Here is a 26124-nt window from a genome sequence, read left to right on the forward strand (position 1 = left end):
CACAGCGAACGGGCGCCGGAGGGATCCGGCGCCCGTTCGTGCGTCTGCGGGTCAGTCGCGCGGGATGCCGAGCGCCGGCAGCACCACGTGGTCGATGACCGAGATGAGGAACTCGCGCGTGACCGGCTTACGCTCCATGAGCACACGGTGGGCGACCATCGCCGAACTGACGGTCGCGACGAGCTCGAGGTCGCGCCCGTCGGGGATCTCCCCGCGGTCCTTCGCACGCTGATAGAGGAAGCGGTTCGCGGCCGCGCGCGGCTCGACCAGTGCGTCGTGCGCGGCGTCGGCGAGCTCGGGAGAGCGCGAGAGCATCGAGACGATGCCCGCCATGATCTGCAGCTTGCGTTCGCCGTCTTCGATCGACGGAGCCTTGATCATGGCGACGAGGTCACCGCGCAGCGTGCCGGTGTCGGGCAGTGAGTCCTGGTCGTACGCGCCGCGCTTCATGCAGGCGACGGCGTCGATGACGAGCTCGGCCTTCGAGGGCCAGCGGCGATAGAGCGTGGCCTTGCCTGCGCGGGCCCGCGTGGCGACCATGTCGACCGTCATGCCGTCGTAGCCGGTCTCGGCGAGCACCTCGAGGGCGGCATCGAGGATTTCCGGGTCGCGGGTGTGATCGCGCTTGCGGCCGGGCTTCACGCCCTCGACATCGGACAGGTCGGGCTCGGCGAGGAGGGGGTCGACGAGATCCAGCGGCGTCATCGCAGCGGTCTCCTTTCGCGGGGGTGTCCTCACAGTCTACGTCGAATCGGTACGAAAGAGTTCTAGAACTTTTCATTTCCGGAACGCTTCAGTTCCGTATAGAGTGACCGTCATGACTTCCCCCACCGCGACCGCCCCGGCCGCCTCCACTCCCTCGGCTCCCTCGTCGCGCCGCTGGCTGACTCTCGTCATCGTCGGCCTCGCGCAGCTCATGGTGGTGCTCGACTCGACGGTCGTGAACATCGCCCTCCCCTCCGCCCAGGCCGACCTCGGCTTCTCCGACGGCGACCGCCAGTGGGTCATCACGGCCTACTCGCTCGCCTTCGGTGCACTGCTGCTTTTCGGCGGTCGCATCTCCGACCTGATCGGCCGTAAGCCGGCGTTCATCATCGGCCTGGTCGGGTTCGCCGCGGCATCCGCTCTCGGTGGCGCAGCGCCCACCTTCGAGGTGCTGGTCGCCTCGCGCGCCCTGCAGGGCGCGTTCGGCGCACTGCTCGCCCCGACGGCGCTGGCCGTGCTCACCACCACCTTCACGATCCCGCGCGAGCGGGCGCGCGCGTTCGGAGTGTTCGGTGCGATCGCCGGCGCCGGGGGCGCCGTGGGCCTGCTCCTCGGCGGGTTCCTCACGGAGAAGCTCGACTGGCGCTGGAACCTCTACATCAACGTGTTCATCGCCATCGTCGCGATCGTGGGCGTCATCGTCTTCGTCGGCCGCATCGAGCGTCACGGTCCGCGTCCGAAGCTCGATGTGCCGGGCACCATCCTGGTGTCGGCGGGTCTGTTCGGCATCGTCTACGGCTTCGCCAACGCCGAGACCGACGGCTGGGACTCGCCGCTCGCGTGGGGCGTGCTCACCGCCGCGGGTGTCTTCCTGATCGCGTTCGTGCTGTGGCAGCGCCGCGCGTCGCACCCCCTCCTGCCCCTGACGATCGTGCTCGACCGCAACCGCGCAGCCGCCTACCTCTCGATCCTCATCGCGGGTGCGGGCATGTTCGGGATCTTCCTGTTCCTGACCTACTTCCTGCAGGGTTCGCTGAAGTTCACTCCCATCCAGACCGGCCTCGGCTTCCTGCCGATGGTTGTGATGCTGGTGATCGCCGCGCAGCTGTCGACCAACCTGCTCCTCCCCCGCCTCGGCGCGAAGGTGATGGTGCCGTTCGGCATGGTCCTGGGAGTGATCGGGATGCTGCTGCTCACCCGCCTCTCGCTCGACAGCACCTATGCGGCCGACGTGCTGCCGGCGCTGCTCGTTCTCGGGTTCGCGATGGGCTCGATCATGCCCGCCTCGATGCAGACCGCGACGCTGGGCGTCGACCGCCACTTCGCGGGCGTCGCCTCGGCGATGGTGAACACGAGCCAGCAGGTCGGCGGATCGATCGGTACGGCGCTGCTGAACACGATCGCGGCCACCGCCGTGACGAACTACATCGCCGCGCAGACGGTGCGCACGCCCACGCTCGGCGAGTCGGCGGCGATCGCGGGCTACCAGGCGGCCTACGTGTCAGGCGCGATCTTCTTCGCGGTCGGCGCGGTGCTCTCGGTGCTGCTGTTCCGTCGCAAGGGCCGCGGCACGTCGGTCGCGACGGTCGCCGACCCCGACGCGCTGCCGGTCGCCGCGCACTGATCTCGAACACCGATGCCCCATTGGTCGCTGCGGCTCCGCCGCGCGACCGATGGGGCGTCGTCGTGTGTTCGGCGTGAGTAGTGTGGGCCGCGCGGCCCGCACCTCGAGCCGACCCGAGAAGGAGGCGTCCGATGGACATGAAGCTCGAACTCGTCCCGATCCCGGTCTCCGATGTCGACCGCAGCATCGCGTTCTACCGGGATGTCATCGGCTTCCACCTCGACCACGATGTGAGCCCGCGCGAGGGCATGCGCATCGTGCAGCTCACCCCGCCGGGTTCGGCGTGCTCCATCGCGTTCGGCACCGGCTTCGGGCTCCCCACGCCCGATGAGTCGGTGATCACGGGCCTTCACCTCGTCGTCGACGACGTCGCTGCGGCCCGCGACGAACTTGTCGCGCGAGGGGCGACCGTGAGCGGCATCGATGACATGGGCGGGGTGCTGTACGCGCACTTCCGCGATCCCGACGGCAACTCCTGGTCGCTGCAGGAGATCCGCGTCGGCGCCCGCCCCTAGGAGCGAAGCGCGCGCACCATGCTCTGCAGGGCGCCGAAGGCCGCGACCTGTTCGGGGTCGGTCATGCCCACCAGCATCCGCTTCTCGACGCCTCTCACCGCGATGGAGGCCGCAGCCAGCCGCTCGCGACCGAGCTCGGTCAGTTGCGCCGGCAGCGCCTTGCCCACTGCGGCCTCGGCCGGCCGCACCACCGACCCGTCGCGTTCGAGAGCCTGCAGCAGCACGTTCATCGACTGACGCGTGATGAACGCGCCGCGGGCGAGCTCGGAGTTCGAGAGTCCGGGCCGCTGCGCGAGCAGTTCAAGGCAGGAGTAGTGGGTGACCGTCATGCCGTGCGGGCGAAGTGCGTCCTCCATGGCGGCGCGCAGCGCGCTGGCCGCCTGTTTGAGCAGGTATCCCAGCGATGTGTCGAGGTCGATCGCCTCACCGGCTTGACTCATGTCAGTATTCTGACATACTCTCGGGCATGTCAGAAATCTGACACCAGATCGAAGGAGCACCCATGCCCGTCACCGGCCCCGATTTCGTCTCGCTGCAGGTGCGCGACCTCGACGCATCGCAGGCGTTCTACGAAGACTTCCTCGGCCTCGAACGCTCCCCCGCAGGTCCGCCGCACGCCGTCGTCTTCACGACGACCCCCATCGCCTTCGCCCTGCGCGACCTGGTCGCCGGCACCGATCTCGACAGCGTCGCGCAGCCGGGTCTCGGCGTCGCCCTCTGGTTGCACGCGACTGGCGTGCAGGAGATCCATGACGCCCTGGCAGCCGCCGGCCACCCCATCGTCACCGCACCGTTCGACGGACCCTTCGGCCGCACGTTCACGTTCGCCGACCCCGACGGGTACCACGTCACGCTGCACGACCGCGGCTGAGTCTCGCCGCACACAGCAAGAAGCCCGGATGCTCCGCGAGATGCGGACTTCCGGGCTTCTTCGTCTTGCTGGGGTACCTGGACTCGAACCAAGAACAACTGAACCAGAATCAGCCGTGTTGCCAATTACACCATACCCCAAGGGGGTGAACGACCTCAGTCGCACCGAGGGTCGAGTCTACCCGACGCCCTCCCCGCGCGCCAATTCGCGGCACGCCGGTGGCGGTCAGCCGATCCGCTGCACGAGCGCGTCGAGGCGCGCGATGGTGGCCTGCTTGCCGAGCAGCTCCATCGACTCGAACAGCGGCGGCGACACCCGGCGACCGCTCAGCGCGACGCGCAGCGGGCCGTAGGCGACTCGCGGCTTGAGGCCGAGGCCGTCGACGAGCGCGGTCTGCAGGGCGTCCTGCACGGATGCCGCGACGAACCCCTGCTCGGCGACCTCCTCGAGTGCACCGACCGACGCGACCAGCACCTCGCCGGCGTTCGCCGGAAGCCCCGCGAGGGCGTCGTCCTCGTAGGTGACGGTGTCGGTGAACAGGAAGCCGAGGAGGCCCGGCACGTCGCCGAGCACCTGCACGCGCTCCTGCACGAGGGGTGCCGCGGCGGCGATCAGCGCGGTCTCCGCGGGGGTCGGGGCATCCGAGATGACACCGGCGTGCTGCAAGTACGGCACGATGCGGGCGGCGAAGTCGTCGGGGGCGAGCAGGCGGATGTGGTCCCCGTTGATCGACTCGGCCTTCTTCTGGTCGAAGCGGGCCGGATTCGGGTTCACGTCGGCGATGTCGAACGCGGCGGTGAACTCCTCGAGCGAGAACACGTCGCGGTCGGCGGCGATCGACCAGCCGAGGAGCGCCAGATAGTTCAGCAGTCCCTCGTGGATGAAGCCGCGCTCGCGCTGCAGGAACAGGTCGGCCTGCGGGTCGCGCTTGGAGAGCTTCTTGGTGCCCGTCTCCCCCAGCACCAGCGGCATGTGGCCGAAGCGGGGCACGACGTCGGTGACGCCCGCCTGGATGAGTGCGTCGTACAGCGCGAGCTGGCGCGCGGTCGACGGCATGATGTCCTCGCCGCGGATGACGTGGGTGATGCCCATGAGCGCGTCGTCGACCGGGTTCGTGAACGGATAGAGGAACTTGCCGCCCGCCCGCACGATGACGAAGTCGGGGAAGGATCCGGCCGGGAACGTCACCTCGCCGCGGATCAGGTCGACGTAGGTCAGGTCGGTGTCGGGCACCCGCAGCCGGAACGCCGGCTCGCGCCCTTCGGTGCGGAAGGCCTCGCGCTGCGCGTCGGTGAGGTCACGGTCGTGGTTGTCGTAACCGAGCTGCTTCGCGCGGCCGGCCGCCTCGTTGCGCGCGTCGATCTCCTCGGGAGTCGAGTAGCTCTCGTACACGAGCCCGGTGGCGACGAGCTTCGTCAGCACGTCCTCGTAGATCGCGGTGCGCTCAGACTGCCGATACGGCGCGTGCGGGCCGCCGACCTCGACACCCTCGTCCCAGTCGATCTTGAGCCAGGTGAGCGCGTCGACGAGCTGGCGGTAGCTCTCCTCGCTGTCGCGCGCGGCATCCGTGTCCTCGACGCGGAAGATGAGCTTGCCGCCCGTGTGACGCGCATAGCCCCAGTTGTAGAGGGCCGTGCGCACCATGCCGACGTGCGGAAGGCCGGTCGGCGAGGGGCAGAACCGCACCCGAACGTCGGGTCCGGCGGCGGTCGTGGTGGCGGGGTGCGGTGCGGAAGACATCGCCGTCCAGTCTAGTTCGCCGGGCCGTCGCCGCCCGAGGCCACCGCCGCCGTCACCTCGGCGATCGCGGCGAGCACGGCGGCGACCGCCGGCACCCGCTCCGCGCCGTGGGCGGTGACGGTGTGCAGCGTGCGCTGCTCGGTTGCGGGCAACGGCACGGTCACGATGCCCGGCAGCGCCGGGAAGGATGCCACGGCCAGCCGCGGCAGCGTCGCCACCCCGATCCCCTGCGCGACGAGACTCTCCACGGCCACGAAGTTGTCGGTCTCGAACGTGATGCGCGGCACGAACCCCGCACGGTCGCAGAGCTCGAGCAGGTGTCCGCGGCACTGCGGGCAGCCGGCGATCCAGTCGTCGGAGGCGAGGGACGCGACATCCACCGTCGTGTGCGCGGCAGCGGGGTGGGTCGCGGGCAGCACCGCGATCATCGGCTCGACCGCGATCTCCCGCACCGACAGCCCCTGGGCGCTCGCCCGATGCGGATCATCGCGGTCGCCCGGGTAGCTGAACGTGAGCGCGATGTCGGCACGGTCGTCGCGCACGGCCTCGACCGCCGCGGGCGGCTCGGCCTCGACGTAGGTGACCGTCACGCCCGCGACCGTCTCGGCGAGCCGGGCGAGCAGCCGCGGCACGACCGTGGGCGACGCCGACGGGAAACCGACCAGGCGCACGCGTCCCGACTTCAGCCCCCGCAGCTCCGCCAGCTCCCCCGCCGCCGCCTCGAGCGCTGTCGTCACGGTCGGCGCGTGCCGGGCGAGCACGCGCCCCGCCTCCGACAGCCGCACGCGCCGCCCCACCCGCTCGACGAGCGGTACGCCGAGCCGCAACTCGAGCGCCTTGAGGTGCTGGCTGACCGCGGGCTGGCTGTAGCCCAGCGCGGCGGCGGCCGCGGTGATCGATCCGGTGTCGGCGATCGCCTTCACGAGGCGCAGCGAGTGCGCGTCGAAGCCGGGATCGGGGGTGGGGAGCGACATCCTCGAATCATAAACGGATCGCATGTTTTCGATTCATAACCTGTCCTAGACGAATGGATGCCTCCCCGTCACGCTGGAGACATGGCACCCGCGACACTCTCCCCCGCGCTGACGATCGCCGACGCGCGCGCGAAGTTCGCGGGCGGCCGCGGCTACCTCGCCGCGTGCACCACCGGGCTGCCGCCCCGGGCGTCGCGCGATGCGCTGCGCGCCGACCTCGACGCCGCGTATTCCGGACAGCCCGACCTCGCCCGCTACGAGCTCGCGGTCACCGAGACCCGCCGCCACGCCGCGACGCTGCTCGGCGTCGGCGCCGACCGCATCGCCCTCGGGTCGCAGACGTCGGTGCTCGCGGCGCTCATCGCCGCCGCGGTGCCCGACGGCGCCGAGGTGCTGTGCGTCGAGGGCGACTTCTCATCGATCGTGATGCCGTTCGTGCACGCCGGGCGCGGCATCCGCGTGCGCTCGGTCCCGCTCGCGCGCCTCGCCGACGAGGTGCGCGGTGACACCGCTCTCGTCGCGTTCTCGCTCGTGCAGTCGGCCACGGGAGAGATCGCGGATGCCGCCGCGATCACCGCCGCGGCCCGCCGCCACGGCGCGCGCACGCTCTGCGATGCGACACAAGCGCTCGGCTGGCTGCCCGTCGACGGCGGCGCGTTCGACGCCGTGATCTGCCATACCTACAAGTGGCTGTGCGCACCGCGCGGTGCCGCGGTGCTCGCCGTCTCCGCCGGGTTCCAGCCGCACATCCCCGCCCGCCAGGCGGGATGGTGCGCCGGCGAGGACCCGTGGACCTCGTGCTACGGCAGCCAGGTCTCCCTCGCCGCCGACGCGTCGCGCTTCGACGTCTCCCCCGCCTGGCAGGCGTTCATCGGCGCCGCGCCGGCGCTCGCCCTGTTCGCCGGACTCGATCCGGCGGCTCTCCACGCGCACACCCGCACGCTCGCCGACGCGTTCCGCGCCCGCCTCGAGCTTCCCGCGACCGGCAGCGCGATCGTCACGTGGGCCGACCCGACCGGGTGCGACCTCGCACGTCTGAATGCAGCCGGCATCACGGCCTCGGGACGCGCCGGTCGCGCCCGGGTCGCGTTCCACGTGTTCAACGACGCGGACGACGTCGAGCTCGCCGCGCGCGCGCTCGGTCGCTGACCTGCTCGCCGAGCTCCGGCAGCGACGCGCGTCGAACGACGCGCCCGCCGGACTCAGGCGTTGCGTGCGGTGTTGCGCAGCACGCCGAGACCGGTGATCTCGACCTCGACGGTGTCGCCCGCGTTGAACGGACCGACGCCCGCCGGCGTGCCGGTGAGGATCACATCGCCCGGCAGCAGCGTGAACGCGGCCGACGCGTAGGCGATGATGTCCGGCACCGAGTGGATCATGTCGGTCAGCGGGGCATCCTGCGCCACCTCGCCGTTGAGCCGGGTCTGCACCCGCGCCGAGGCGATGTCGAACTCGGTCTCGATCGCCGGACCGAGCGGGCAGAACGTGTCGAAGCCCTTCCCGCGCGTCCACTGGCCGTCGGAGTACTGGATGTCCCGCGCGGTGACGTCGTTGCCGACCGTGTACCCGAACACGTAGTCGAGCGCCCGCTCGGCGGGGACGTTCTTCGCGATGCGGCCGATCACGACGGCCAGCTCGCCCTCGAAGTCGGTGCGCTCGGACTGCGGCGGACGAACGATCGAATCCCCCGGGCCGATGACCGCGGTGTTGGGCTTCAGGAACAGCAACGGCGCCGCCGGCGCCTCACCGCCCATCTCCGCCGCGTGGTCGTGATAGTTCTTCCCCACGCACACGACCTTCGACCGCGGGATCACCGGAGCCAGCAGCGCCGCGTCGGCGAGCGGCACGCGCTCCCCCGTCGTCTCGAACCCGGCGAACAGCGGGTCGGCGGCGAGCACGACGAGCTCGCCCTCGTCGACGATGCCGTAGCGGATGGCGTCCTGGTGGCTGAAACGGGCGATCTTCACCCCGTCAGCCTAGTCAGCGCACGAACGCCGACGGCGGGCGCGCGGTGGATGCCGCGGCCCGCCGTCGTGACGGTGAGAGATGCTCAGTCGTCGAGGCGCAGCATCCAGCCGTGCGTGTCCTCGCGACGTCCGTACTGGATGTCGGTGAGCACCTGGCGGATCTCCATCGTGAGCGCGCCCGCCGGGGCGTCGGGGTCGCCGATGGTGTACTCCTCGCCGATGAGCTGGCCGATCGGCGTGATGACGGCGGCCGTGCCGCACGCGAACGCCTCGACGATCTCGCCCGAGTCGACGCCCTCGCGCCACTCCTCGATCGCGACCTGGCGGATCTCCGCCTCGTGACCGAGATCGCGCGCGACGGTGAGCACCGAGTCACGGGTGATCGAGGGCAGGATCGAGTCGGACTCCGGCACCAGCAGGCTGCCGTCGCGTCGCACGAACACGACGTTCATGCCGCCGAGCTCCTCGATGTAGCGGCCCTCCGCGGCATCCAGGTAGAGCTCCTGCGCGCAGCCGTGGGCGGCCGCCTTCTCGTGCGGGAGGAGGCTCGCGGCATAGTTGCCGCCGGTCTTCGCCGCACCGAGACCACCGCTGCCCGCACGGGAGAACTCGGTCTCGAGCCAGATCTTCACCGGCGCGATGCCACCGTGGAAGTAGGCGCCCGCGGGGCTCGCGATCACGTAGTACGCGACCTTCTTCGCCGCGCGCACGCCCAGGAAGGCCTCCTTCGCGAACATGAAGGGGCGCAGGTACAGGCTCGTCTCGGGAGCCGACGGCACCCAGTCGCCGTCGACCGCGATGAGCTCACGCAGCGACTGAACGAAATACTCCGTGGGAAGCTCCGGCAGGGCCAGCCGACGGGCCGACGCGCGCAGCCGCGCCGCGTTGCGATCGGGGCGGAACGTGCGGATCGATCCGTCGGCCCAGCGGTAGGCCTTCAGCCCCTCGAAGATCTCCTGCCCGTAGTGCAGCACGGATGCCGCGGGGTCGAGCGAGATCGGACCGTACGGCTGCACGCGAGGGCGGTGCCAGCCGCCGCCGGCCGACCAGCAGATGTCGACCATGTGGTCGGTGAACTTCTGGCCGAATCCGGGGTTCGCGAGGATCTCCTCGCGGGCCGCGGGAGAGGCGGCGGCGAGGTTCTTCGTGACGGCGAAGTCGAGGGGGGCGAGAGCGGTGTCGTTCGTGTCGGTGAGAGTCATGTCACATCCTGGAATGCTCGGCGCGAAGCGCGCGGTGCTGTCAGGTTACGCCTGCAGGTGCGCGGCGATCGCGTCGCCGATGGCGGAGGTCGTGCGAGGGGCGTCGGAGCGCGAGGCGATGTCGGCCTCGACGGCGCGGGTGACGCGGGTGGCCTCCGTGGTGAGCCCGAGGTGATCGAGCAGCAGCGCGACGGAGAGGATCGCGGCCGTGGGGTCGGCCTGCTGGGTGCCGGCGATGTCGGGGGCCGAACCGTGAACGGGCTCGAACATCGACGGGAACGCACCGTCGGGGTTGATGTTCCCCGAGGCGGCGAGACCGATGCCGCCGGTGATGGCCCCGGCCAGGTCGGTCAGAATGTCGCCGAAGAGGTTGTCGGTGACGATGACGTCGAAACGGGACGGGTTCGTGACCAGGTGGATCGTGGCCGCATCGACGTGCATGTAGTCTACGGCGACCTCGGGGTGCTCCGCGCCGACCGCGAGCACGAGCCGGTGCCAGAGAGACCCGGCGTTGACGAGCACGTTGGTCTTGTGCACGAGGGTGAGCTTCTTGCCCCGTCGCTCGGCGAGGTCGAACGCGTAACGCACGACCCGTTCGACACCGTAGGCGGTGTTCACGGATGTCTCGTTCGCGACCTCGTGCGGCGTGCCGCGGCGGATCGCCCCGCCGTTGCCGACGTAGGGGCCTTCGGTGCCTTCACGCACCACGACGAAGTCGACCTCGCCTGGGTCGCGCAGCGGCCCCGGCACGCTCGGGTAGAGCGTCGACGGGCGCAGGTTCACGTAGTGGTCGAGCTCGAACCGCAGCTTCAGCAGCAGCCCCCGCTCGATGTTCGCGTCCTTCAGGCGAGGGTCGCCGGGAACACCGCCGACAGCTCCGAGCAGAATGGCGTCGTGCCCCGCGATGGCGGCGAGGTCGGCGTCGGTGAGGGTGTCGCCGGTCTCGAGGTAGCGCGCCGCCCCGAGCGAGAAGCGCGTCTTGTCGAAGACGACCTCGCTGCCGGCCGTGACGGCGTCGAGCACCTTCTCGGCCTCGGCGACGACCTCGGGGCCGATGCCGTCACCGGGGATGACGGCCAGCTTCACGACGCGCGACATTGCTCTCCTCGCGGGTAGGGCAGCGCTGCGGCTCGTCAGTGATCCGACCGTCCCGCGCTGCGGGTCGATCCCAGCGTAGTGGCCGCCACGACGGCGGCCACGACGACGAGCGCGGCCCCGATGAGCGCCGTCACGAAGGCTCCCTGGTCGAAGGCGGATGCCGCGGCATCCTGCAGCGCCTGACCGACCGCGGCGGGCAGGTCCCCCGCCGCGTGCACGGCCCCGGCAAGCGTCTCGCGTGCGGCGACGGCGACGTCGTCGGGCACGCCGACCGGCACCACCAGGTGCGCGCGGTAGAGCGCCGTGAGCACGCCACCGAGCACCGCGGTGCCGAGCACGGCACCCAGCTCGTAGGCCGTCTCGGAGACGGCACTCGCGGCACCCGCCTTGGCGGCCGGGGCACTCGAGAGGATGAGCTCGTTCGAGACGGTCTCCGCCGCGCCGATGCCGGCACCGAGGCTCGCGAACGCGCCGATGAGCACCGCGAGCGACCCGGACTCCGTGGCGAACGCGACGGCCACGTAGCCCGCGAACGCGAAGACGAGCGCGACCGGCACGACCACCCGAGCGGGGGCGCGCATCGCGATCGGCACGACGATGAGCCCTGCCGCGATCATCACGGCGAGTCCGGGCACGAGCGCGAGGCCCGCCTCGATCGGCGAGAGCCCCACGATCAGCTGCAGGTGCTGAGCGACGAAGAACAGGAATCCGACGAGGGCGACGACACTGAGGAGGTTCACGATGAGCGCGCCCGAGAAGGTTCCCGAGCGGAACAGTCGCATGTCGAGCATGGGGCGCTCCGCGCGCAGCTGCCGGCGCACGAACAGCGTGCCGGCCGCGAGCCCGACGACGACGAGCACGAGCGGGACAGTGCCCACGCCGTGAACGGCGGTCTCCTTGATGGCCCACACGATCGGCACGGTCGTCGCCATCGACAGCACGATGCTCACCGGGTCGATGCGACCGGGCCGCGGGTCGCGGCTCTCGGGCACGAGCAGCGGCGCGAACACCAGCAGCGGGATGAGCACGGGAACGGCCATCAGGAAGACCGAGCCCCAGGCGAAGTGCGACAGCAGCACGCCGCCGACGATCGGCCCGAGCGCGGCACCCGCGGAGAACATCGACGCCCACACCGCGATCGCGAGGCGCCGCTGGTCGCGGTGAGTGAAGATGCTGCGCAGCAGCGACAGGGTCGAGGGCATCAGCATGGCCCCGAACACGCCCATCAGGGCGCGGCCGGCGATCAGCAGCTCCGCCGACGGCGCGAACGCGGTCACCGCGGAGACGGCGGCGAAGCCGGTGGCGCCGATGAGCAGCATCCGTCGCCGGCCGAACCGGTCGCCGAGCGTGCCCATCGTCACGAGGAAGCCGGCGAGCACCAGCGGGTACACGTCGACGATCCACAGCTGCTGCACGGCCGTGGGGCCGAGCTGCAGGGAGATGTCGGGCAGCGCGAAGCTCAGCACGGTGTTGTCGACCGAGATGAGCAGCACGGGCAGCATCAGCACGACGAGCGCGGCCCAGCCGCGCCATCCCACCCGCTTCCCCTGCTCGTCGGCCAGGCGGATCTCTTCAGTCAGTGTCATCATTTCTATACCGTCCAGTTGGTATAGTAACAGAGTGCCGGACGCCTCCTCACTACCCTGGAACGCATGAGTCGCCCTCCCCGCGCCCGCGAGAGCGTGCTCGACGCCTACGAAGACGTCGTGATCGCCGACGGCCCGGCCGCCGCCACGATGGACGCGGTCGCCCGCGCCGCCGGCGTCTCCAAGGGGGGCCTGCTCTACCACTTCGCGTCGAAAGACGCCCTGCAGTCCGCCGTGATCGAGCGGATGTCCTCCCGCGGCGTCGCCGAGATGGCGGATGTCGCAGCCTCCCCCGTCGGCGCGATCGCCGCGTTCATGCGGTCATCGATCATGCACAACACGCCGTTCGACCGCACGATCGTCACCGTGTCGCGCCTCGCGCAGAACGGCGACGCCGTGGCATCCGACGCTCTCCGACGCCTGCGCGACGTGTGGGAGGAGACCCTCCGCCCCCACACGCGCGACGAGACCGCGCTGCAGCTCGTGATGCTCGTCAGCGACGGGCTCTACTTCAACAACGCACTCTCGACCGGCTCCGTGCCCGGACCCGACCTCGACGACGACGCCCTCGCGGCGCTCATCGCCCTCGTCGAGCGCAGCGCCGTCTGAGCCGGCGCGCTCAGACCTCGGTCAGCGAGAGCTCGCGGAAGAGGTCGGCCTGGATCGCACCGCTGACCTCGGCGAGGATCTCGTCAGGAACCGGAGAGTCGACCGTCAGCACCGCGAGGGCCTGGCCACCCGCCGAACGACGTGCGATCTGCATGCCCGCGATGTTGATGCCCGCCTCGCCGAACTTCTGCCCGTAGACAGCGACGATGCCGGGGCGGTCGGTGTAGAGCATCACGATGTGGTGCTCGGCGATCGGCACCTCGATGTCGTAGTCGTTGATGCCGATGATCTTCTCGACCATCTTCGTGCCCGAGAGGGTGCCGGCGACCGTCAGGGTCGAGCCGTCGGCCAGCGCGGCGCGCAGCGTCGTGGTGTTGCGGTAGTCCTTCGAGTCGGGCGAGGTCGTCAGCGAGATCTCCACCCCGCGCTGCTGCGCGAGCAGCGGAGCGTTGACGTACGAGACGTTGTCGCTCACGATGCGCGAGAAGTACCCCTTCAGCGCGGCCAACTCGTAGACCTTCACGTCGTAGGCGGCGAGCTCGCCGCGCACGTCGAGGTCGATGCGCGTGACGGCGCCGGTCGCGAGCCCGGCGAGGATCTGTCCGAGCTTCTCGACGAGCGCGATGCCGGGGCGCACGAACGGGTCGATCACGCCGCCGGCGACATTCACCGCGTCGGGCACGAGGTCGCCCTCGAGGGCGAGCTTGACCGACTTCGCGACCGAGACGCCCGCCTTCTCCTGGGCCTCATCGGTCGACGCGCCGAGGTGGGGCGTCACGACGACGTTCGGGAGCGCCGTGAGGGCGGCCGCCACGGAGCCCTCCTTCGGCGGCTCGGCCGTGAAGACGTCGAGGCCGGCACCGGCGATCTCCCCGGTCGACAGCGCGTCGAACAGCGCCTGCTCGTCGATGAGCCCGCCGCGGGCGACGTTGACGACATACGCCGTCGCCTTCATGCGACGCAGCTGCTCGACGCCGATCATTCCGGTCGTCTCGGGCGTCTTCGGCATGTGGATCGTGACGAAGTCGCTCTGCTCGAGCAGCTCGTCGAGGGTCACGAGGGTCACGCCGAGCTGCTGCGCACGAGCGCTCGTCACATACGGGTCGTACGCGACGACGTTCACCCCGAACGCCTGCACGCGCGCCGCGATCAGCGCGCCGATGCGGCCGAGACCGATGATGCCGAGGGTCTTCTCGTACAGCTCGACACCCGTGTACGACGAGCGCTTCCACGCGCCGCCGGCGAGCGACGCGTGCGCGGCGGGGATGCGCCGCGCGAGCGAGAGGATGTGGCCGATCGTGAGCTCGGCCGCCGAGATGATGTTCGAGGTCGGCGCGTTCACGACCATGACGCCCGCGGTCGTGGCCGCCTTGATGTCGACGTTGTCGAGACCGACACCCGCGCGAGCGATCACCTTGAGCTGAGGGGCCGCGGCGATCGCCTCGGCGTCGAGCTTCGTCGCCGAGCGCACGAGCACGGCGTCGACGTCGGCGAGGGCGGGCAGCAGCGCCGAGCGGTCGGCGCCGTCGACATGGCGCACCTCGAAGTCGGGGCCGAGAGCCTCGATCGTGGCGGGAGAGAGTTCTTCGGCGATGAGCACGACGGGCTTCGTCACGGGGTGGATCCTTCGGCGTTTCCGGGAGCGCGCGCGGCGCAGGACGAGCGCGCAGCGGCTCCGCAGGTCGCACGGCGCAGTGAGCGCCAGCCTATCGCGCCGGGCGATGCCGCTCCGACCGTGTGACGGGCTCGCAGAGCGTCAGGAACCCAGCAGCTGCGCGCCGTAGGCCGCCGCGTAGCCCAGTACGTTCACCCAGAACACCGCCGTCACGCCGAGCCCGGTGAGCAGGATCGCCGCGAACGGCAGCAGCCGCCGACGCCAGCCGATCGCGAAGGCGATCGCGAAGGCGATCGCGGGGAACACGACGGCGAGGATGAGCACGAACCAGCCGTAGCCGTTCAGACCGAGCGGACCCGACGCCTGCGAGATGAGGAAGCCCACCGCCGCCCACACGGCGTACGCGTAGAACAGGCCGAAGAACGCCGAGACCGTGGCCACGAGCCACACCGGCAGCGCCGCACGGCGGCGAGGAGCGGCATCCGTCGTCATGACCCCACCGCCCCGACCATCACGAACGGCCACGGCACGAGCAGCGCCGCCCCGGCGATCAGCAGCACGAGGCGCAGCCAACTGCGCGAGCGCGCCGTCAGCCACGACGTGACGAAGAACCAGATCGCGGGCGTGGCCACCGCCAGCCACATCGCCACCGCGTAGGCGACTGGGTCGACCAGCACGTCGGCGACCGTGCGCAGGCGCAGCCCCCCGATGATCCAGCCGATCGTCCAGAGCGCGTACACGCCGCCCAACACGCCCACTGTCACGAGCATCACGTTGCCCATCGGCGCGGGACCCGCCGCGACCGGGTCGCCGGCGGCATCCACCGTCTCGACCTCGTCGCTGCCCTTGCCGACCGCAGCGAACCCCGCGGGGAGGGCCGCCTTGGCGGGCGCGGCGGGGGACGGAGCGGATGCCGCACGAGGAGCGGACCGCGAGACGCCCGACGGCGTCAGCGTCGGATCGTCGTCACCGTCCCAGCGCAGTGCATCGTCGTCGTCGGGTCTGGCCATGCGTCCACCCTCTCACGCCGTCGCACTCCCCCGCGTCGCGCGCCCCGACCCAGGACCGAAACGCCGGAGCCTCCCGGCGACCGCCGGGCGACCACAGGTCGCCGCGACGGTCGCGGGAGGCCCCGACGTCGGAGAATCGAGAGGATCAGCGCGCGGCGCTGCCCTCGACGTAGTCCGCGTCCTGCTGCTTCCACGCGAAGAGCGCACGCAGGTCGCGACCCACGGCCTCGATGGGGTGCTGAGCCGCCTTCTCACGCAGAGCGTGGAACTCGGGGGCGCCGGCGTCCTGGTCGCCGATGAAGCGCTCCGCGAACGCACCCGACTGGATGTCGGCGAGCACGCCCTGCATGTTCTCCTTGACGCGCGGGTCGATCACGCGGGGGCCCGAGACGTAGTCGCCGTACTCGGCGGTGTCCGACACGCTCCAGCGCTGCTTGGCGATGCCGCCCTCCCACATGAGGTCGACGATGAGCTTGAGCTCGTGCAGCACCTCGAAGTAGGCGATCTGCGGCTGGTAGCCGGCCTCGGTGAGGGTCTCGAAGCCGTACTGGATCAGCTGCGACACGCCACCGCAGAGAACCGCCTGCTCACCGAACAGGTCGGTCTCGGTCTCCTCGGTGAAGGTGGTCTTGATCACACCGGCACGGGTTCCGCCGATGGCCTTGGCGTACGCCTTCGCGACGTCCCACGCCTGACCCGAGGCATCCTTCTCGACAGCGATGATGTCCGGGATGCCGCGACCGGCGACGAACTCGCGACGCACCGTGTGACCCGGGGCCTTGGGGGCCACGAGGATCACGTCGACGCCCTCGGGCGCCTCGATGTAGCCGAAGCGGATGTTGAAGCCGTGCGCGAACGCCAGCGTCTTGCCCGCCGCGAGGTGGGGCTTGATCTCGTCGTTGTAGATCGACCGCTGGTGCTGGTCGGGCGCGAGGATCATGATGAGGTCCGCCCACTCGGCCGCCTCGGCCACGGTCTTGACCTCGAAGCCGTCCTCCTGAGCCTTCGCGGTCGACTTCGAGCCCTCCTTGAGGGCGATGACGACCTCGACGCCCGAGTCGCGGAGGTTCTGCGCGTGCGCGTGTCCCTGCGAGCCGTAGCCGACGACCGCGACCTTCTTCGCCTGGATGAGCGCGAGGTCGGCGTCGTCGTCGTAGAAGATCTCTGCCACTTGTCTTTCTCCTTCTGTTGAAGCTGTGATGAAACGGGATGTCGCACCCTCCCGGGTGCGCACGGTCAGGCGCGGAGGACGCGCTCGGTGATGCTCTTCGGCCCGCGGCCGATGGCGAGGAGGCCCGACTGGGCGAGCTCCTTGATGCCGAACGGCTCGAGAGCGCGCAGCAGCGCATCCACCTTGCCGCGGTCACCGGTCACCTCGACCACGAGTGCGTCCGGCGCGTAGTCAACCACCGAGGCGCGGAAGAGGTTCACGACCTCCAGCACGCTGGAGCGGTTGCTGTTGTCGGTGCGCACCTTCACGAGCACGTGCTCGCGCTGCACGGATGCCGCGGCATCCAGCTCGACGATCTTGATCACGTTGATCAGCTTGTTCAGCTGCTTGGTGACCTGCTCGAGCGGGAGGTCGTCGACGTCGACCACCACCGTGATGCGGGACAGACCCGGCACCTCGGTGACACCCACCGCGAGGGACTCGATGTTGAAGCCGCGACGGGCGAACAGGCCCGCGACGCGCGTCAGCAGACCGGGCTTGTTCTCCACGAGGAGGCTCAGCACGTGACTGGTCATGGTCAGTCCTCCTGCTCGAACGCGGGCGCGTGGTCACGCGCGTACTGGACATAGCTGTTGCTGACGCCCTGCGGCACCATCGGCCACACCATCGCGTCACGGCTGACGACGAAGTCGATCACGACCGGACGGTCGTTGGTCGCGAGCGCCAGCTCGATGGCCGCGTCGATCTCGTCCTCGCGCTCCACGCGGATGCCGAGGCATCCGTAGGCTTCCGCGAGCTTGAGGAAGTCGGGCACCCGGATGGTGTCGTGGCCCGTGTTCAGGTCGGTGTTCGAGTAGCGCCCGTCGTAGAAGAGGGTCTGCCACTGCCGCACCATGCCCAGCGACGAGTTGTTGATGATCGCGACCTTGATCGGAATCTGGTTGATCGTGCAGGTGGCGAGCTCCTGGTTGGTCATCTGGAAGCAGCCGTCGCCGTCGATCGCCCACACGACACGGTCGGGCTCAGCGACCTTCGCGCCCATCGCGGCGGGCACCGCGTAGCCCATGGTTCCGGCGCCACCGGAGTTGAGCCACGCGTTCGGACGCTCGTAGCCGATGAACTGCGCCGCCCACATCTGGTGCTGGCCCACGCCCGCCGCGTAGATGCCCTCGGGACCGGTCAGCTCGCCGATGCGGCTGATGATCTGCTGCGGCGCGAGGAGACCGTCGCTCGTGGGCGCGTAGCCGAGCGGGAACTCGGTACGCAGGCCGTCGAGGAACGACCACCACTCGGTGAGGTCGGCGCGACCGTCCTGCGCGGCGACCGCCTGCGCGTACGCCGTGTCGAGGTCGACCAGCACGTCGCGCAGGTCGCCCACGATCGGTACGTCGGCGATGCGGATCTTCGAGATCTCCGCAGGGTCGATGTCGACGTGCACGACCTTCGCGTTCGGGGCGAACAGCGAGGCCTTGCCCGTCACGCGGTCGTCGAAGCGGGCACCGAGGGCGACGATCAGGTCGGCCTCCTGCAGGGCGAGCACCGCCGGCACCGTGCCGTGCATGCCCGGCATCCCCAGCTGCTGCGGGTGCGAGTCCGGGAACGCGCCACGCGCCATGAGCGTCGTCACCACGGGAGCGCCGGTCGCCTCGGCCAGGGTGCGCAGCTCGGCCGAGGCCTGCGAGCGCACCACACCGCCGCCGACGTAGAGCACCGGCTTCGACGACTCGGCGATCAGCTGCGCGGCCGCCTGGATCTGCTTGCCGTGCGCCTTCGTCACCGGACGGTAGCCGGGCAGGTCGATCTTCGCCGGCCACACGAACGGCACCTCGGCCTGCTGCGCGTCCTTCGTGATGTCGACGAGCACGGGTCCGGGACGGCCGGTGCTGGCGATCTCGAAGGCCGCGGTGATCGCGCCGGGGATCTCCGAGGCATCCTTCACGAGGAACGAGTGCTTCGTGATCGGCATCGTGATGCCGACGATGTCGGCCTCCTGGAAGGCGTCCGTACCCATGAGGGTCGAGAACACCTGCCCGGTGATGCAGACGATCGGCACCGAGTCCATGTAGGCGTCGGCGATCGCGGTGACGAGGTTCGTGGCACCGGGCCCGGACGTCGCGATCGCAACCCCCGTCTTGCCGGTCGCCGCCGCGTAGCCCTGGGCGGCGTGACCGGCCCCCTGCTCGTGGCGGACGAGGATGTGGCGGATCTTCGACGAGTCCATGAGCGGGTCGTAGACCGGCAGGATCGCGCCGCCGGGAAGACCGAAGACGTCGGTGACCCCGAGAAGCTCGAGGGTGCGGACGACGGACTCGGCCCCGGTGATCACGGGAGCGGACGCAGTACGTGCCGGCGGGCGCGGCACAGCCGGTGCGGTGTCGGCGGACATGATGAGTACCTCGACAGGAGTGGGTGAATGGGATGCGGCGGGGTCACCCCGTGGTCGCGCCCTCCGCGGCGGAGCGCACGAGCTTGGAGTACTTGGCCAGAACGCCTCGGGTGTAGCGCGGGGGAAGCGGCTCCCAGCCAGAGCGGCGGGAGTCGAGCTCTGCATCATCGACGAGTAGGTCGAGAGTGCGAGCCGCGATATCGACCCGTATCAGATCACCATCGCGCACGAAGGCGATGGGACCTGCGTCCACCGCTTCGGGTGCTATGTGGCCGATGCAGAGGCCGGTTGTGCCGCCGGAGAATCGACCGTCCGTCAAGAGTAGTACATCCTTGCCGAGCCCGGCGCCCTTGATGGCGGCCGTGATCGCGAGCATCTCGCGCATGCCGGGGCCGCCCTTGGGGCCCTCGTAGCGGATGACGACCACGCTGCCCGCCTCGATCGATCCCTCGGCGAGAGCGTCGATCGCGGCACGCTCGCGCTCGAACACGCGGGCGGGACCCTCGAAGACGGCGGCGTCGAAGCCCGCGGTCTTCACCACGGCACCCTCGGGGGCGAGCGAGCCGTGCAGGATCGTCAGGCCGCCGGTGGCGTGGATGGGGTTGTCGAAAGTATGGATGACGGTGCCGTCGACCGGGTCGGGGTCGAGATCGGCCAGGTTCTCCGCGAGCGTCTTGCCGGTCACGGTGAGCGCGTCGCCGTGCAGCAGACCCTCGTCGAGCATCGCCTTCATGATCACCGGGATGCCGCCGTGGCGGTCGACGTCGTTCATGACGTACTTGCCGAACGGCTTCATGTCGGCGACGTGGGGAACCTTGTCGCCGATGCGGTTGAAGTCGTGGAGGCTCAGCTCGACGTCCGCCTCGCGGGCGATCGCGAGCAGGTGCAGCACGACGTTGGTCGAGCCGCCGAGGGCCATCGCGAGGGCGATCGCGTTCTCGAAGGCCTCCTTGGTGAGGATGTCGCGGGTCGTGATGCCCTGGCGCAGCAGGTTCACGACGGCCTCGCCCGAGCGATGGGCGAAGTAGTCGCGGCGACGGTCCGCCGAGGGCGGCGCGGCCGAGCCCGGGAGGCTGAGCCCGAGGGCCTCGGCGACCGAGGCCATGGTGTTGGCGGTGTACATGCCGCCGCACGCGCCCTCACCGGGGGCGATCGCGCACTCGATGCGCTTGAGGTCGGCCTCGCTCATCTTGCCCGCGAGGCAGGCGCCGACCGCCTCGAACGAGTCGATGATCGTGACATCCTTCTCGGTGCCGTCGCTGAGCTTGACCCAGCCGGGAGCGATCGACCCCGCGTAGAGGAACACGCTGGAGAGGTCGAGGCGGGCGGAGGCCATCAGCATGCCGGGGATCGACTTGTCGCAGCCGGCGAGAAGCACGGAGCCGTCGAGGCGCTCGGCCATGATGACCGTCTCGACGGAGTCGGCGATGACCTCGCGGGAGACCAGCGAGAAGTGCATGCCCTCGTGACCCATCGAGATGCCGTCGGAGACGGAGATGGTGCCGAACTGCAGCGGGTAGCCGCCACCGGAGTGCACACCCTCCTTGGCGCCCTGCGCCAGCCGGTCGAGGCTCAGGTTGCAGGGGGTGATCTCGTTCCAGCTCGACGCGATGCCGATCTGGGGCTTATCCCAGTCCTCGTCGCCCATGCCCACGGCTCGGAGCATTCCGCGCGACGTGGTGGCTTCGATGCCATCGGTGACGACGCGGCTGCGGGGCTTGATGTCGACAGCGGGCGCGCCGGATGCAGCGGGGGTTTCAGGCATGTAACAGAGTGTAGGCCCGGGCCGCATTCCCCCCGGCGCACGCGCGGGAAGTACGCGCGGTCGCTCAGCCGCGGGCGTCGGTGAGGTGCTGCAGCAGGGCCGCGAGCTCCTCGGGCGAGCCCACCCGCACGGCCGCGGCGGTCTCCCCCGCACCGACCCGCACGCCGAGGTCCGCCGGCCCCAGGGCGCGCAGCGCGTCTTCGTCGGTGACGTCGTCGCCGGCGAACACGACGGCGGTCGCACCGACGCGATCGGCGAGGCGGCGCACCGCGTCATCCTTCCCGCCCTCGCGGAACGCGTACTCGACGATGTCGTGCCCGGTTCGCCGTCGCCAGTCAGGCGCCTCGCGCGCGACCAGGTCATCGACCCGCTGCTGGGCGGTGGTCGCGGCATCCGGCTCGCTCAGCCGGGTGTGCACACCGAAGCCGAAGCTCTTGCGTTCGATCCAGGCGCCGTCGAGGTCGGCGACGAGACCCTCGGCGGTGTCCGCCAGCTGGTCAAGAGTCGCCGTCTCCTCGGAGGTCGGCGCTCCCTCGACGCCCGACTCCCCCGGATGCCAGTACTCGATGCCGTGCGAGCCCGCCAGGTGCCACGGCGACGCGTCGTCGTGCTCGGCGATCACCCGCAGGTCGGCGAGCGAGCGCCCCGACACGAGCGCGACGTGGGTGCGGGGCGCAGCCGCCAGCGCACCGAGCGCCGCGCGGGCGGCGGGGATCATGCGCGCCGACATCGGCTCGTCGACCGTGTGCGACAGGGTGCCGTCGAAATCGAGTGCCACGAGAAGTACATCGGATGCCGCGACCCGAGCGATGCGCTCGGTCGCCGCCTCCGGCGCGGTCGCGGTCACCGGGCGTCCGAGCGGGTCGCGTCGAGCGCCGTCAGAAAGGAGCGCGACCAGTCCTCGACGTCGTGTTCGAGCACGCGGCGACGCAGCGCCCGCATCCGTCGCCCCTGCTCGGCCGCCGGCATGTCGATCGCGCGGCGGATGGCGTCCTTCACCCCGTCGATGTCGTGGGGATTGATCAGCAGCGCACTGCCCAGCTCGTCGGCGGCTCCCGCGAACTCGCTCAGCACCAGCACACCGCGGTTGTCGGTGCGGGTGGCGACGTACTCCTTCGCGACGAGGTTCATGCCGTCGCGCAGCGCCGTCACGAGCATCACGTCGGCCGCGAGGTAGAGCGCCACCATCTCCTCGCGCGGGTACGCCTGGTGCAGGTAGCGGATCGCCGTGTGCCCCATCGTGTCGTGGTCGCCGTTGATGCGCCCCACCGTCAGTTCGATCTCGTCGCGCAGCTGCATGTACGCCTCGACGCGCTCCCGGCTGGGGCTCGCGACCTGCACGAGGGTGACGTCCTCGACCGAGAGGGAGCCGTCGCCCAGCAGTTCACCGAACGCCTTCAGCCGGTGGCGGATGCCTTTGGTGTAGTCGAGTCGATCGACTCCCAGCAAGATCTTCCGGGGATTCCCGAGGCTCGCGCGGATCTCCGCCGCCCGCGCGCGCACGTCCTCCCGTTGCGCGAGCTCGATGTAGGAGTCGGCGTCGATCGAGATCGGGAACGCCTTGGCGAGCGCGAGGCGCGTGCCACCGTCGGGCGTCGGCACCCGGATGCCGCTGGCGCGCGTCTCGTAGTGGAACTGGCGGCGCACGGCGCGGGCGAAGTTGCCGGCGTCGGCCACTCGCTGGAAGCCGATGACGTCGGCGCCGAGGAGACCCTCCAGCACCTGACGACGCCAGGGCAGCTGGGCGAAGATCCCGTATGCCGGGAAGGGAATGTGATGGAAGTAGCCGATCGTCAGGTCGGGCCGCAGCTCCCGCAGCAGCGCCGGAACGAGCTGCAGCTGGTAGTCCTGCACCCAGACCGTCGCGCCGGGGGCCGCGACATCCGCCGCCGCCTCAGCGAAACGACGGTTCACCGCCACGTAGGTGTCCCACCAGATGCGCTTGTACCGCGGCGCGGCGATCACGTCGTGGTACAGCGGCCAGATCGTGTCGTTCGAGAAGCCTTCGTAGTAGTTCTCGACCTCGGCCGCGGAGAGCGCGACCGGCACGATGAAGATGCCGTCGACCTCGAGCGGGTCGAGCTCCAGGTCGGCTTTGCCGGGCCATCCGACCCACGCGCCGTCACGCTTGCGCATGACCGGCTCGAGCGCGGTGACGAGGCCACCGGGCGAATGCCGCCAGCCGCCCTCGTCGTCGCGATCCACCGGGAGTCTGTTTGCCACGACCACGAAGTCGGCCTGAGTCACAAGGGCCCTGCTCTCTGATTCGGTCCGTCCAGGCTATCCGCACCCGTCAGCGAGCCGACTACGGTTGACACATGCGCAAGTACCTCTTCGGCACGGGCATCATCGGCGCCATCACGAGCGGATTCACCCTGCTGCGCGGTCTGCGCGGGAGCGACGAGCCGTTCACCTGGCGCACCGCGCTCGCGTGGCTGAGCTGGGGCATCACCCTTGCGCTCGCGATCGGCGCGATCGTCGACACCTTCCGAGCCGGCCACGGACACGTGATCGGCAACGACTCCCCCGTCGCCGACAAGCAGGCGAAGCTGCTCGCCAAGCGCCTGCGCCGCTGAGCGCACCCGACACACGACGACGCCCGCCCTCCAGCAGAGGGCGGGCGTCGTGCTGTCAGCGCGTGATGATCAGCGCGTGATGATCAGCGCATCGCCCTGACCGCCGCCGCCGCACAGCGCGACGGCCGCGATGCCCGATCCCCGGCGCACCAACTCGTGCACCACGTGCACGACGAGCCGGTTGCCGGATGCCCCGATCGGGTGCCCGATCGCGATGCCGCCGCCGTGGATGTTGACGATCTCCTCCGAGACGCCGAGACGAGCGGTGGATGCCGCCACCACCGCCCCGAACGCCTCGTTGATCTCGATGAGGTCGAGGTCGCCGACCGTGATGCCGTGCTTCTGCACGGCCACTTCGATGGCGTGGGCGGGCTGCGCGTGGAGCGAGTTGTCGGGGCCGGCCACCTGGCCGGAGGCACCGACCGCGGCGAGCACCGTCCAGCCCTGGTCGTCGGCGTGCGCCCGCGTCGTGAGCACGACCGCGGAGGCACCGTCGGAGATCGGCGACGAGTTGCCGGCGGTGATGGTGCCGCCCTCGGCGAAAGCCGGACGCAGCGCCGCGAGCGTCTCGATGGTGGTCTCCGGGCGCACCCCCTCGTCGGCGGTCAGCCGCAGCGGCTCGCCCTTGCGCTGGGGCACCTCGATCGGGACGATCTCGCCGTCGAAGACCCCCGCCGCCTGCGCGGCAGCCGCTCGCTGATGCGACAGGGCGGCGACGTGGTCCTGCTGCGTGCGGGTGAGCTGATAGGTCGGGTTCAACCGTTCGGTGGAGGCACCCATGCTGTCGTGCTCGTAGGCGTCGGTGAGTCCGTCGAGGGCCATGTGGTCGAGCACCTCGACCGAGCCGTACTTCCAGCCCGACCGGGAGTTCATCATCAGGTGCGGCGCACGGGTCATGGACTCCATGCCCGCGGCCACGACGACACGCGCATCGCCGAGCCGGATCATGCGCGCCGCGTCGATGACGGCCGTGAGGCCCGAGAGGCACACCTTGTTCACGCTGTGGGCCGGGACATCCCACCCGATCCCCGCGCCGATCGCGACCTGTCGCGCCGGGTTCTGACCCGACCCCGCCGGAAGGACCTGCCCGACGATCACCGCATCGACGGCGCCGGCGGGGATGCCCCCCTGGGTGAGCGCGCCGGTGACGGCGAAGGATCCGAGCTGCACCGCGGTGAAGGGCGCGAGCTGGCCGAGCAGCCGCCCCTGCGGGGTGCGCGCGGCGGCAACGATGACGACGTCGTCGGAGATCATGCGTCCACCTTAAGCGTGTCGGCGATGACGAGCGCGGGCTCGGTCGCGGCGACGACCTCGTCGATCGTGACACCCGGCGCGAGCTCGGTCAGCACGAGTCCGTCGGGAGTCACGTCGATCACGGCGAGGTCGGTGATGATCCGGTCGACGACCCCGCGGCCCGTGAGCGGCAGGCTGCACGCGTCGACGATCTTCGGGGTGCCGTCCTTCGCGACGTGCTCCATGAGGACGACGACCTTCGCCGCTCCGTGCACGAGGTCCATCGCGCCTCCCGGGCCCTTGACCATCTTCCCGGGGATCATCCAGTTCGCGAGGTCGCCCGTGGCCGAGACCTGCATGGCCCCGAGGATCGCGGCGTCGATCTTGCCGCCGCGGATCATGCCGAAGCTCGTCGCAGAGTCGAAGAACGCGGCACCCGGAAGCACGGTCACGGTCTCCTTGCCTGCGTTGACGAGATCGGGATCGACGTCCTCCTCGAACGGGTACGGGCCGACGCCGAGAATGCCGTTCTCGGACTGCAGCACCACCGTCACGCCCGCGGGCACGTAGTTCGGCACGAGGGTCGGCAGGCCGATCCCCAGGTTGACGTACGAGCCGTCGGCGAGCTCCTGGGCCGCGCGCGCGGCCATCTCGGTGCGTGTGAGCGCCATGGTCATGCCTCCCCGCGCGCCGTGACGGTGCGCTTCTCGATGCGCTTCTCGATGCCGGTGCCGACCTCGACGATGCGGTGCACGTAGACGCCGGGCAGGTGCACGGCGTCGGGGTCGAGCACTCCGGGCTCGACGAGCTCCTCGACCTGCACGATGCAGGTGCGCCCGGCCATCGCGGCGAGCGGGTTGAAGTTGCGCGCCGCCTTGTGGAACACGAGGTTGCCGTGGCGGTCCCCCCGCCAGGCGTGCACGAGCGCGAAGTCGGTGACGATCGCCTCCTCGAGCACGTAGTCGCGGGCCCGACCCGAGACGTCGAACGAGCGCACGTCCTTGGCGGGCGACGCGACGGCGACGCCGCCGGAGCCGTCGTAGCGGCGGGGAAGCCCGCCCTCTGAGACCTGGGTGCCGACGCCCGACTGCGTGTAGAACGCGGCGATGCCCGATCCGCCGGCGCGCAGCTTCTCGGCGAGGGTTCCCTGCGGGGTGAGCTCGAGCTCGAGCTCGCCCGAGAGGAACTGCCGCTCGAACTCCTTGTTCTCCCCCACGTACGACGAGGTCATCTTGCGGATGCGGCGCGCGTTCAGCAGCACGCCCAGACCCCAGTCGTCGACGCCGCAGTTGTTCGAGACGATCGAGAGGTCGGTCGTGCCCTGCGCGAGCAGGGCGTCGATGAGGGCCATCGGGTTGCCGGAGAGGCCGAAGCCTCCGACCGCCAGGCTGGCGCCGTCGGGGATGTCGGCGACGGCCTCGGCAGGCGTCGCGACTTCTTTGTCGATCACGGGTCACTCCTTCGTCGAGCGGATCGT

Annotated in this window: 26 protein-coding genes and 1 tRNA gene; 6 read left to right on the forward strand and 21 right to left on the reverse strand. The window is 70.3% G+C overall.

What is annotated here, in order from left to right; translation table 11 throughout:
* Positions 1 to 51: 51 nt before the first annotated feature.
* Positions 52 to 705 (reverse strand): TetR/AcrR family transcriptional regulator, encoded by a 654-nt coding sequence (locus tag FFS51_RS02290; RefSeq protein ID WP_048808875.1) that lies wholly within the window; start codon positions 703 to 705, stop codon positions 52 to 54.
* 112 nt (positions 706 to 817) lie between these two features.
* On the opposite strand from FFS51_RS02290, the gene FFS51_RS02295 reads away from it, so the two are divergent.
* Positions 818 to 2329 (forward strand): MFS transporter, encoded by a 1512-nt coding sequence (locus tag FFS51_RS02295; protein ID WP_045248475.1) that lies wholly within the window; start codon positions 818 to 820, stop codon positions 2327 to 2329.
* A 131-nt stretch (positions 2330 to 2460) separates the two neighbouring features.
* Positions 2461 to 2844 (forward strand): VOC family protein, encoded by a 384-nt coding sequence (locus FFS51_RS02300; protein ID WP_056206973.1) that lies wholly within the window; start codon positions 2461 to 2463, stop codon positions 2842 to 2844.
* Here the strand turns inward: FFS51_RS02300 and FFS51_RS02305 are convergent.
* The gene (locus FFS51_RS02305) at positions 2841 to 3284 is read right to left on the reverse strand and encodes a MarR family winged helix-turn-helix transcriptional regulator (protein ID WP_056206975.1); all 444 of its coding nucleotides are present in this window, start codon (positions 3282 to 3284) and stop codon (positions 2841 to 2843) included. The genes FFS51_RS02300 and FFS51_RS02305 overlap by 4 nt on opposite strands.
* Before the next feature lie 62 nt (positions 3285 to 3346).
* Here FFS51_RS02305 and FFS51_RS02310 point away from each other — a divergent pair, with 62 nt between their 5' ends.
* Positions 3347 to 3715 carry a VOC family protein gene (locus FFS51_RS02310; RefSeq protein ID WP_137877376.1) on the forward strand — a complete coding sequence of 123 codons (369 nt, stop codon included), beginning with the start codon at positions 3347 to 3349 and terminating at the stop codon, positions 3713 to 3715.
* A 68-nt stretch (positions 3716 to 3783) separates the two neighbouring features.
* Here FFS51_RS02310 and FFS51_RS02315 read toward each other — a convergent pair.
* The 3 genes from FFS51_RS02315 to FFS51_RS02325 all read right to left on the reverse strand — a co-directional run bounded on the left by FFS51_RS02315 (position 3784) and on the right by FFS51_RS02325 (position 6429).
* Positions 3784 to 3855, reverse strand: a tRNA-Gln gene (locus tag FFS51_RS02315).
* A gap of 85 nt (positions 3856 to 3940) precedes the next feature.
* Positions 3941 to 5455, reverse strand: a complete 1515-nt coding sequence (gltX, locus tag FFS51_RS02320) for a glutamate--tRNA ligase (RefSeq protein ID WP_137877377.1) — start codon at positions 5453 to 5455, stop codon at positions 3941 to 3943.
* 11 nt (positions 5456 to 5466) lie between these two features.
* Positions 5467 to 6429 (reverse strand): LysR family transcriptional regulator, encoded by a 963-nt coding sequence (locus tag FFS51_RS02325; protein ID WP_249352625.1) that lies wholly within the window; start codon positions 6427 to 6429, stop codon positions 5467 to 5469.
* An 81-nt stretch (positions 6430 to 6510) separates the two neighbouring features.
* Here FFS51_RS02325 and FFS51_RS02330 point away from each other — a divergent pair, with 81 nt between their 5' ends.
* The gene (locus FFS51_RS02330) at positions 6511 to 7578 is read left to right on the forward strand and encodes an aminotransferase class V-fold PLP-dependent enzyme (protein ID WP_137877379.1); all 1068 of its coding nucleotides are present in this window, start codon (positions 6511 to 6513) and stop codon (positions 7576 to 7578) included.
* 53 nt (positions 7579 to 7631) lie between these two features.
* Here the strand turns inward: FFS51_RS02330 and FFS51_RS02335 are convergent, their stop codons facing one another.
* The 4 genes from FFS51_RS02335 to FFS51_RS02350 all read right to left on the reverse strand — a co-directional run bounded on the left by FFS51_RS02335 (position 7632) and on the right by FFS51_RS02350 (position 12282).
* Complete coding sequence (locus tag FFS51_RS02335; RefSeq protein ID WP_045248482.1) at positions 7632 to 8396, reverse strand: fumarylacetoacetate hydrolase family protein; 765 nt, start codon at positions 8394 to 8396, stop codon at positions 7632 to 7634.
* Between the two features lie 83 nt (positions 8397 to 8479).
* A complete protein-coding gene (locus FFS51_RS02340; RefSeq protein ID WP_137877380.1) occupies positions 8480 to 9598 on the reverse strand; it encodes a branched-chain amino acid aminotransferase in 1119 nt (372 codons plus the stop codon).
* A 45-nt stretch (positions 9599 to 9643) separates the two neighbouring features.
* The gene (locus FFS51_RS02345) at positions 9644 to 10696 is read right to left on the reverse strand and encodes a 3-isopropylmalate dehydrogenase (protein WP_137877381.1); all 1053 of its coding nucleotides are present in this window, start codon (positions 10694 to 10696) and stop codon (positions 9644 to 9646) included.
* A gap of 35 nt (positions 10697 to 10731) precedes the next feature.
* Positions 10732 to 12282 carry an MFS transporter gene (locus FFS51_RS02350; protein ID WP_137877439.1) on the reverse strand — a complete coding sequence of 517 codons (1551 nt, stop codon included), beginning with the start codon at positions 12280 to 12282 and terminating at the stop codon, positions 10732 to 10734.
* 66 nt (positions 12283 to 12348) lie between these two features.
* Between FFS51_RS02350 and FFS51_RS02355 the strand changes: the two genes are divergently transcribed.
* The gene (locus FFS51_RS02355) at positions 12349 to 12891 is read left to right on the forward strand and encodes a TetR/AcrR family transcriptional regulator (protein ID WP_137877382.1); all 543 of its coding nucleotides are present in this window, start codon (positions 12349 to 12351) and stop codon (positions 12889 to 12891) included.
* A gap of 10 nt (positions 12892 to 12901) precedes the next feature.
* On the opposite strand, the gene serA is transcribed toward FFS51_RS02355, so the two are convergent.
* From serA to otsA, 9 genes are all read right to left on the reverse strand, one after another.
* Positions 12902 to 14506 (reverse strand): phosphoglycerate dehydrogenase, encoded by a 1605-nt coding sequence (gene serA / locus FFS51_RS02360; RefSeq protein ID WP_137877383.1) that lies wholly within the window; start codon positions 14504 to 14506, stop codon positions 12902 to 12904.
* A 141-nt stretch (positions 14507 to 14647) separates the two neighbouring features.
* Entirely contained in the window at positions 14648 to 14998 is a 351-nt protein-coding gene (locus FFS51_RS02365) for a hypothetical protein (protein WP_056206994.1), read from the reverse strand.
* Positions 14995 to 15516: a DNA polymerase III subunit gamma/tau gene (locus tag FFS51_RS02370; protein ID WP_137877384.1), complete on the reverse strand. Its 522-nt coding sequence runs from the start codon at positions 15514 to 15516 to the stop codon at positions 14995 to 14997. Before FFS51_RS02370 ends, FFS51_RS02365 begins: the two co-directional genes overlap by 4 nt.
* 145 nt (positions 15517 to 15661) lie before the next feature.
* Positions 15662 to 16687 carry a ketol-acid reductoisomerase gene (ilvC, locus tag FFS51_RS02375; RefSeq protein ID WP_045248490.1) on the reverse strand — a complete coding sequence of 342 codons (1026 nt, stop codon included), beginning with the start codon at positions 16685 to 16687 and terminating at the stop codon, positions 15662 to 15664.
* Positions 16688 to 16752: 65 nt separating this feature from the next.
* Positions 16753 to 17262, reverse strand: a complete 510-nt coding sequence (gene ilvN / locus FFS51_RS02380) for an acetolactate synthase small subunit (protein ID WP_045248491.1) — start codon at positions 17260 to 17262, stop codon at positions 16753 to 16755.
* Positions 17263 to 17264: 2 nt separating this feature from the next.
* Entirely contained in the window at positions 17265 to 19073 is a 1809-nt protein-coding gene (locus FFS51_RS02385) for an acetolactate synthase large subunit (RefSeq protein WP_056206998.1), read from the reverse strand.
* A gap of 43 nt (positions 19074 to 19116) precedes the next feature.
* Positions 19117 to 20838 carry a dihydroxy-acid dehydratase gene (gene ilvD, locus FFS51_RS02390; protein WP_137877385.1) on the reverse strand — a complete coding sequence of 574 codons (1722 nt, stop codon included), beginning with the start codon at positions 20836 to 20838 and terminating at the stop codon, positions 19117 to 19119.
* 64 nt (positions 20839 to 20902) lie between these two features.
* Entirely contained in the window at positions 20903 to 21685 is a 783-nt protein-coding gene (gene otsB / locus FFS51_RS02395) for a trehalose-phosphatase (RefSeq protein ID WP_249352626.1), read from the reverse strand.
* Entirely contained in the window at positions 21682 to 23085 is a 1404-nt protein-coding gene (otsA, locus tag FFS51_RS02400; RefSeq protein ID WP_171006075.1) for an alpha,alpha-trehalose-phosphate synthase (UDP-forming), read from the reverse strand. Before otsA ends, otsB begins: the two co-directional genes overlap by 4 nt.
* Before the next feature lie 71 nt (positions 23086 to 23156).
* Here otsA and FFS51_RS02405 point away from each other — a divergent pair, with 71 nt between their 5' ends.
* Positions 23157 to 23414, forward strand: coding sequence for a hypothetical protein (locus FFS51_RS02405; RefSeq protein WP_045248495.1), 258 nt, complete (start codon positions 23157 to 23159; stop codon positions 23412 to 23414).
* Positions 23415 to 23483: 69 nt separating this feature from the next.
* On the opposite strand, the gene FFS51_RS02410 is transcribed toward FFS51_RS02405, so the two are convergent.
* The 3 genes from FFS51_RS02410 to FFS51_RS02420 are packed head-to-tail and all read right to left on the reverse strand — an operon-like array spanning position 23484 to position 26097.
* The gene (locus FFS51_RS02410; RefSeq protein WP_137877387.1) at positions 23484 to 24668 is read right to left on the reverse strand and encodes an acetyl-CoA C-acetyltransferase; all 1185 of its coding nucleotides are present in this window, start codon (positions 24666 to 24668) and stop codon (positions 23484 to 23486) included.
* Positions 24665 to 25318, reverse strand: a complete 654-nt coding sequence (locus FFS51_RS02415; protein ID WP_048808879.1) for a CoA transferase subunit B — start codon at positions 25316 to 25318, stop codon at positions 24665 to 24667. The genes FFS51_RS02410 and FFS51_RS02415 overlap by 4 nt, the downstream gene beginning before the upstream one ends.
* Before the next feature lie 2 nt (positions 25319 to 25320).
* On the reverse strand, positions 25321 to 26097 hold the full coding sequence (locus FFS51_RS02420) for a CoA transferase subunit A (RefSeq protein WP_137877388.1): 777 nt from the start codon (positions 26095 to 26097) through the stop codon (positions 25321 to 25323).
* Positions 26098 to 26124: the final 27 nt, after the last annotated feature.

The sequence above is a fragment of the Microbacterium sp. 4NA327F11 genome, assembly GCF_005503465.1.
Classification (GTDB): domain Bacteria; phylum Actinomycetota; class Actinomycetes; order Actinomycetales; family Microbacteriaceae; genus Microbacterium; species Microbacterium ginsengisoli.

Coding starts and splice junctions, on each gene's coding strand:
- FFS51_RS02290 (WP_048808875.1), bottom strand. CDS start 705: ATGACGCCGCTGGATCTCGTCGACCCCCTCCTCGCCGAGCCCGACCTG.
- FFS51_RS02295 (WP_045248475.1), top strand. CDS start 818: ATGACTTCCCCCACCGCGACCGCCCCGGCCGCCTCCACTCCCTCGGCT.
- FFS51_RS02300 (WP_056206973.1), top strand. CDS start 2,461: ATGGACATGAAGCTCGAACTCGTCCCGATCCCGGTCTCCGATGTCGAC.
- FFS51_RS02305 (WP_056206975.1), bottom strand. CDS start 3,284: ATGAGTCAAGCCGGTGAGGCGATCGACCTCGACACATCGCTGGGATAC.
- FFS51_RS02310 (WP_137877376.1), top strand. CDS start 3,347: ATGCCCGTCACCGGCCCCGATTTCGTCTCGCTGCAGGTGCGCGACCTC.
- gltX (WP_137877377.1), bottom strand. CDS start 5,455: ATGTCTTCCGCACCGCACCCCGCCACCACGACCGCCGCCGGACCCGAC.
- FFS51_RS02325 (WP_249352625.1), bottom strand. CDS start 6,429: ATGTCGCTCCCCACCCCCGATCCCGGCTTCGACGCGCACTCGCTGCGC.
- FFS51_RS02330 (WP_137877379.1), top strand. CDS start 6,511: ATGGCACCCGCGACACTCTCCCCCGCGCTGACGATCGCCGACGCGCGC.
- FFS51_RS02340 (WP_137877380.1), bottom strand. CDS start 9,598: ATGACTCTCACCGACACGAACGACACCGCTCTCGCCCCCCTCGACTTC.
- FFS51_RS02345 (WP_137877381.1), bottom strand. CDS start 10,696: ATGTCGCGCGTCGTGAAGCTGGCCGTCATCCCCGGTGACGGCATCGGC.
- FFS51_RS02350 (WP_137877439.1), bottom strand. CDS start 12,282: ATGACACTGACTGAAGAGATCCGCCTGGCCGACGAGCAGGGGAAGCGG.
- FFS51_RS02355 (WP_137877382.1), top strand. CDS start 12,349: ATGAGTCGCCCTCCCCGCGCCCGCGAGAGCGTGCTCGACGCCTACGAA.
- FFS51_RS02365 (WP_056206994.1), bottom strand. CDS start 14,998: ATGACGACGGATGCCGCTCCTCGCCGCCGTGCGGCGCTGCCGGTGTGG.
- FFS51_RS02370 (WP_137877384.1), bottom strand. CDS start 15,516: ATGGCCAGACCCGACGACGACGATGCACTGCGCTGGGACGGTGACGAC.
- ilvN (WP_045248491.1), bottom strand. CDS start 17,262: ATGACCAGTCACGTGCTGAGCCTCCTCGTGGAGAACAAGCCCGGTCTG.
- FFS51_RS02385 (WP_056206998.1), bottom strand. CDS start 19,073: ATGTCCGCCGACACCGCACCGGCTGTGCCGCGCCCGCCGGCACGTACT.
- ilvD (WP_137877385.1), bottom strand. CDS start 20,838: ATGCCTGAAACCCCCGCTGCATCCGGCGCGCCCGCTGTCGACATCAAG.
- FFS51_RS02405 (WP_045248495.1), top strand. CDS start 23,157: ATGCGCAAGTACCTCTTCGGCACGGGCATCATCGGCGCCATCACGAGC.
- FFS51_RS02410 (WP_137877387.1), bottom strand. CDS start 24,668: ATGATCTCCGACGACGTCGTCATCGTTGCCGCCGCGCGCACCCCGCAG.
- FFS51_RS02415 (WP_048808879.1), bottom strand. CDS start 25,318: ATGGCGCTCACACGCACCGAGATGGCCGCGCGCGCGGCCCAGGAGCTC.